The 5,648-nt window shown below is 70.2% G+C and carries 6 protein-coding genes; 4 read left to right on the top strand and 2 right to left on the bottom strand.

The annotated features are described in order from the left end of the window. Positions 1-1,543, bottom strand: a 1,543-nt coding sequence (locus ACFFNX_RS40270; protein WP_378211429.1) for a putative Ig domain-containing protein, incomplete at its 3' end; no start/stop codon positions are given. A 250-nt stretch (positions 1,544-1,793) separates the two neighbouring features. On the opposite strand from ACFFNX_RS40270, the gene ACFFNX_RS40265 reads away from it, so the two are divergent. The 3 genes from ACFFNX_RS40265 to ACFFNX_RS40255 all read left to right on the top strand — a co-directional run bounded on the left by ACFFNX_RS40265 (position 1,794) and on the right by ACFFNX_RS40255 (position 4,347). Further along, a complete protein-coding gene (locus ACFFNX_RS40265; protein ID WP_378211428.1) occupies positions 1,794-2,591 on the top strand; it encodes a TrmB family transcriptional regulator in 798 nt (265 codons plus the stop codon). 35 nt (positions 2,592-2,626) lie between these two features. Further along, positions 2,627-3,043, top strand: a complete 417-nt coding sequence (locus ACFFNX_RS40260) for a Fur family transcriptional regulator (RefSeq protein WP_378211427.1) — start codon at positions 2,627-2,629, stop codon at positions 3,041-3,043. Between the two features lie 323 nt (positions 3,044-3,366). Continuing rightward, positions 3,367-4,347: an ATP-binding protein gene (locus ACFFNX_RS40255; protein WP_378211426.1), complete on the top strand. Its 981-nt coding sequence runs from the start codon at positions 3,367-3,369 to the stop codon at positions 4,345-4,347. A 79-nt stretch (positions 4,348-4,426) separates the two neighbouring features. On the opposite strand, the gene ACFFNX_RS40250 is transcribed toward ACFFNX_RS40255, so the two are convergent. Continuing rightward, the gene (locus ACFFNX_RS40250; RefSeq protein WP_378211425.1) at positions 4,427-4,813 is read right to left on the bottom strand and encodes an SCO5389 family protein; all 387 of its coding nucleotides are present in this window, start codon (positions 4,811-4,813) and stop codon (positions 4,427-4,429) included. A gap of 564 nt (positions 4,814-5,377) precedes the next feature. Here ACFFNX_RS40250 and ACFFNX_RS40245 point away from each other — a divergent pair. Then, positions 5,378-5,648, top strand: a 271-nt coding sequence (locus ACFFNX_RS40245; protein WP_378211424.1) for a hypothetical protein, incomplete at its 3' end; no start/stop codon positions are given.

Here is a 5,648-nt window from a genome sequence, read left to right as displayed (position 1 = left end):
ATTCGAATCCGCCGTTGGTCACCTTGTTGCCGGTCGAGGAGCACCCGCCACCGACCGGGTTCACCGTCCACGTGAAGCTCGTCGAGCCCGACGCGCCGGTGGTGTCCTGGGCGGTGACGGTCACCGTCGAGGTGCTCGCCGTGGTCGGCGTCCCCGAGATGACACCGGTCGAGGCGTTGATCGACAACCCGGCGGGCAGGCCCGAGGCGCTGTAGGTCAGTGTCTGGCCCGACGCCGAGTCGCTCGCCTGGATCTGCAGGCCGGCGGCCGTGCCGACGGTGCTCGTCTGGTTGCCGGGGTTGGTGACCGTGACGGTGTTCCCGCCGCTGGAGCCGCCGCCGAACGCGGTGACGCCGGCCGGCGTGCCCAGCCCGGTCGGTCCGTCGTAGCCGGCCGCCGCCTTGCAGAGGTACGTCGGGCTGCACGAGCCGTTGCTGCCGGAGGTCACGTCGTTCAGCGCACTGGTGTGGGCGTACGGGAAGGAGGACGGGTACGAGCCCGCGGCCGGCGCCCCGGCCAGCGCGTACACACCCGCGATGATCGGTGCCGACGCGCTCGTACCGCCGACGACCACCCAGCCGCCGACGCCGTACGTGTCGTACACCGCGAGGCCGGTGTTCGGGTCGGCGACCGCCGAGACGTCCGCGACGGTCCGCTTGGAGCAGCCGGTGTCGGTCTGCCACGTCGGCTTGGCGTCGTACGCGGAGCAGCCGGAGCCGGCGCCGCTCCAGGCGGTCTCGGTCCAGCCACGTGTGTTGGACGCACGCGACAGGCTGGTACCGCCGACCGCGGTGACGTAGCGGGACGCCGCCGGGTACTCCACGCCGTACCCGTCATCGCCCGACGACACTGTGATCGCCACGCCCGGGTGGTTGAAGTAGGACGAGTCGGAACTCGGGTCGGTGGAGTCCTCGCTGCCCCCGTAGCTGTTGGAGACGAACTTGGCGCCGAGGCTGACCGCGGTGTTGACCGCGGTGCCGAGGTCGTCCATGGACGGCTGGCTCGCCTCGACGAGCAGGATCTTGCAGCTCGGGCAGACGGCCGAGACCATGTCGAGGTCGAGCGACTCCTCCTCGGCCCACCCGGAGTCGGCGCTCGGGAGGCTGCTGCCGCCGGTCTCGTTGACCTTCTTGAAGCAGCCGTTGGCGGTGGTGCAGGCCGCCAGCCCGTACTGGGAACGGTACGTCGCCAGGTCGGACTCGGCGTTGGGGTCGTCGTACGCGTCGATGATCGCGACGGTCTGCCCCGAGCCGCCCGACGGCAGGGCGTAGGCGCTCTTCAGATCGGCGGCGCCCAGGCCCGAGGGAGCGACCTGCGGCTGAAGACCCTTGTGCGCCTGCACGTCGGTACGGACGAGCGAGAGGCAGGCCATCTCGTTCTCGTGCGTGGGGGTCGCGCAGGCGCGCTTGACCGGTGCGGCGGCCGTCTTCGCGGGTCCGGTCCGGGCCGGGGCGGCGGCGTGGGCGGGGGCGGGGGAGGTGGTGACGAGGGAGGCGGTGGCGAGCGCGACCGAGGCGAGCACGGTGAGTCCGGCACGTCTCATGCGACGCTTCGTCCGTCGAGCAAGGGCTGGGGGTGACATCCTGCTCCCTTTCTGGCGGGAGGCCGGGGCGCGAGGGGCGGGGGATTTCCGAATCGGTCGGAAGAAGCGCCCGGCGTGACACCACGGTCAGTGGTGCATGTCGCGGACGATAGGCATATGCCATATAGCGGTCAATATGCCTTTACTCTCTCTTGACCACTCCGTCCGGATCCGGACTGCTAGCACCGTTTCGCCCGATAACGTGTCGAAGATGGGCGATCTGGATCGATGGCGGCGAGAGCTCACCGAGCTTGGCCTGACCGGGTACGAGGCGAGGGTGTACCTGGCGCTGGTCAACCGCTCGCGCTACACGGCCGCCCAGGTCGCCCGAGAGTCGGGCGTGCCCCGCCAGCGAATCTACGACGTGCTGTCCGGCCTGACCGAGCGTGGTCTCGTACGGGCGCTGCCGGGTCAGGTGTCGCGCTACACCGCCGTCGATCCCGCGTCCGCGATCGAGCGGCTCCTGGCCGCGCACCGCGCGCAGTTCAGCCAGCTCGAACAGGCCACGGCCCGCCTGGTCGAGGCGCTCGTCCCCGCCTGGTCGCACGGCCGGGATGAGACCGACCCGCTCGACTACGTCGAGGTGCTCCGCGACCGCGAGATGCTGTCCGAACGGCTCGAGGAGATCCAGGCCGACGCGAAGAAGGAGATCCTCGCCATGGCCAAGCTGCCGTACCTCACCGGTGACGGCACCTCCGGCCTGGCCACCATCCGGCGGCTGACCAAGGCCGGTGGGACCGTCCGCTGCATCTACGAGGGCGACGCGCTGGTGCGCTCGGAGATGCTGGCCGACATCCGGCGCTACGCCGCGGCGGGGGAGCACGCCCGGATCGCCTCTTCCGTCCCGATGCGCATGTGGATCGTGGACGGCGCGCGCGTGGTCATGTCGCTGCGCGATCCGGTCGCCGACTCCTCCTCCACGACCAACGTCCTGATCGAGCACCCGGCGCTCGCCCAGTGCCTGGGCTACGCCTTCGAGGCGATCTGGGAGGGAGCGTCGCCCGTGTGACCGCCTGACGGCGTGGGCGCTGCTACGGTGCGAGGGTGAGCGCGTCGCAGCCGGTCCGGGGCACCCGGGTCCGCGGAACACGGCAGGCGGAGGCACTGGCCTCCGCCCTCGAAGGCCTCGCCGGATTCCGCAGCGCCCAGGACATCCACGCCGAGCTCCGCCGCCGCGGCGAACGCATCGGCCTGACGACGGTGTACCGGCACCTGATGGTGCTGAGCCAGGACGGCGCGGTCGACACCATCCGCGACGAGGACGGCGAGACGCTCTATCGCCGCTGCGAGACCAGCGAACACCACCACCACGTGACGTGCCGATCCTGCGGGCGGAGCGTGGAGGTGGAGGGCCGCGCGGTCGAACACTGGGCCGACCGTGTCGCGGCGGAGGCAGGCTTCGTCGACGTGGACCACACCGTGGAGATCTTCGGCCGCTGCCCGGCCTGCGCCGCGGAGTGAGGGCCCGGCCTTCCTGCCGTCGCGTTTCCTTGAAGGGCGCCGCTGAGGGTGCCGCTGAAGGGCGCTGCGTCCGTCCGGCGGCTCTGGGCGTAAGGGTTGTGTGCCGTGGTGCCCACGGAACGCCGGAAAGCATGAAAACGATTTTCACTATCGGTAGAGTTCTCTCGGCGGTTGTCCACAGCAGGCGGTCACCGCTATCCCGTCTGCCGTGTCACTGTCACGCTAAGTAGCAACTCGATCCACGCTCCGTCAGTGAAGGTGCTGTACGGGGCGCGGTGTCGGCGCCGGCGGCCTGTCGGCGCCCGTTCGTCCTGGGAGGGACCGTGAAGATCGCTTTTGTCGGTAAGGGCGGCAGCGGAAAGACGACGTTGTCCTCGCTGTTCGTCCGGCATCTGGTGGCCACGGGCGCGCCGGTGGTCGCGATCGACGCCGACATCAACCAGCACCTCGGGGTCGCGCTGGGCATGTCGGAGGAGGCGGCGGCCGCGATCCCGGCGATGGGGGAGCACCTGCCGGAGATCAAGACGTACCTGCGCGGAGCCAACCCGCGCATCGCCTCCGCGGCGTCCATGGTGAAGACCACTCCGCCCGGCGCCGGCTCACGCCTGCTCCGGCTGGGCGGCGACGATCCCATTCACGCCGAGCTGTCCACCGAGGTCGCCGGGGCCAGGCTCATGGTCACCGGGCCGTTCACCGACGATGACCTCGGCGTCGCGTGCTACCACTCCAAGACCGGTGCCGTCGAGCTGTACCTCAACCACCTGGTCGACGGCGCGGGCGAATACGCGGTGGTCGACTGTACGGCGGGCGCCGAGTCCTTCGCCTCGGGCATGTTCACCCGCTTCGACCTGACGTTCCTCGTCGCCGAGCCGACCAGGAAGGGCGTCTCCGTCTACCGCCAGTGGGTCGACTACGCCGCGGACTACGACGTCACCCTGCGCGTCATCGGCAACAAGGTGCACGACGCCGACGACGTGGCGTTCCTCCGCGACAGCGTCGGCGACGCGCTGCTGTGCTGCGTGGGCCAGTCCGCCGCCGTACGGGCGATGGAGCAGGGCCGCCCCATGGACATCTCCGACCTCTCCCCGGACGACCGCTCGGCGCTGGCGACGCTCCAGGCCGCCGTCGACGGCCGGGTGAAGGACTGGGACAAGTTCACCCGCCAGGCCGTCGAGTTCCACGTGAAGAACGCCCGGGCCTGGGCCAACGCCGCGATCGGCGAAGACCTGGAGGCCCAGATCGACCCCGGCTTCGTGCTGAGCCCATCGCACGTCTCCGCTCCCGCGACGGCGGCCCACCTCTGACGGGCGGGTGCCCCGCGCTCGCGAACGGTGGTGCCCGGACGCCGCGAGGGCGGTCCGGGCACCCGGGAGTGAGGTTCCCTCAGCAGTCGACGAGTTCGGGCTTTTGGTTGAGGATCTGCTCGCGTGCGGTGACGAAGTCGTCGTAGGCCTGCCGGGCGCTCGGCCGGAAGGCCGCGACCCGGTGACAGTTCTGGAACGCGAGGCGCACGTCGAAGCGCCGCTCGATCGCCGAGCGCATGGCGTCGCTGGCCATCATCCGCAGGAGCTGCCCACGGGCGGTCTCGTCGGGCGGCGGGGTCTGGTTGTCGGTGAAGTCGGCCTCGCCGACCTGAAGCTCGTCGATCAGACCGGTGACGACCTTCCAGGCGTAGGGCAAGGAGTCTCGAACGCAGTCGAGGAACGCGGCGTCATCGACGTCACCACGTTGAGCCTGCTGAACGAGCTGCGGGGACACGGTCAACGACATGGAGTCTCCTGTCGGGTCGGCCACGCTTTTCGGGAACGGTTTTCATCTTCCATAGGCACACGAGAGAAATCAACCGCCTGAGCCGTCCGATCACGGCCGCCCTCTGTGACCACCCACACACGGGACACCGATAGGCCCCGCCGAAAACCCACCCCCGCCGACGGCCCCCTCCACGAAAACGCGAGCACCCCGCAGCCGGAGAAACGAAGCGCACGGTCGCCACCCGCACACGCTTCCGGATTGCGCCCACGCCACCCAATGACGAGCAAACCCCCATCACACCCGACCGTCCCTTTCGGGGGTGTGAAGGGTGCCGTCGCCTTTCCGCGCGTTGCTGGGTTTCGGCACCCCGCCCAGTGGTGGGCGAACCGTCATCGCGCCCGACCGCCCGCCTTCGGGAGATGTGAAGGGGAGCGTCGTCTCTCTGCGCGCGGCTACCGGGTGTCGGTCTCGACCGTCCAATGGTGGGTGGACGGTCACCTCGCCCGGTCGTCCGCCTTCGCGAGGCGTTAAGTGGGTCGTCGTCTCCCGCACAAGCTTCCGGGTTCTCGTTGTGAGCGTCCCGTGGCGCGCGGCACGCTTGCCGCAATCGGGATGGCCGATTACGCGCGACCGGCCGAACCCGGCCACGGTGCATCGGGTCCTGACCAGTTTCCGGCTCCACCGCCTGGCCTCGATGGATCGCGCGTCATTCGGCTCTATGAGCGCGCCGCACCGGGCGAGTCCGTGCATGTAGGTGTCAAGGCCCGCACGCTCGGCTGCGCCTTTCAGTTTGCGGGGCCTCGCGCGCACCGGCCCGCTGACGCGCAGGGCGGCGCGGCGCGGTCGGCGCCGG

The organism is Actinoallomurus acaciae (assembly GCF_042429965.1).
GTDB lineage: Bacteria > Actinomycetota > Actinomycetes > Streptosporangiales > Streptosporangiaceae > Actinoallomurus > Actinoallomurus acaciae.
Note: the sequence above shows the minus strand (reverse complement) of the source record. Positions and strands in the feature narration are given on the sequence as shown.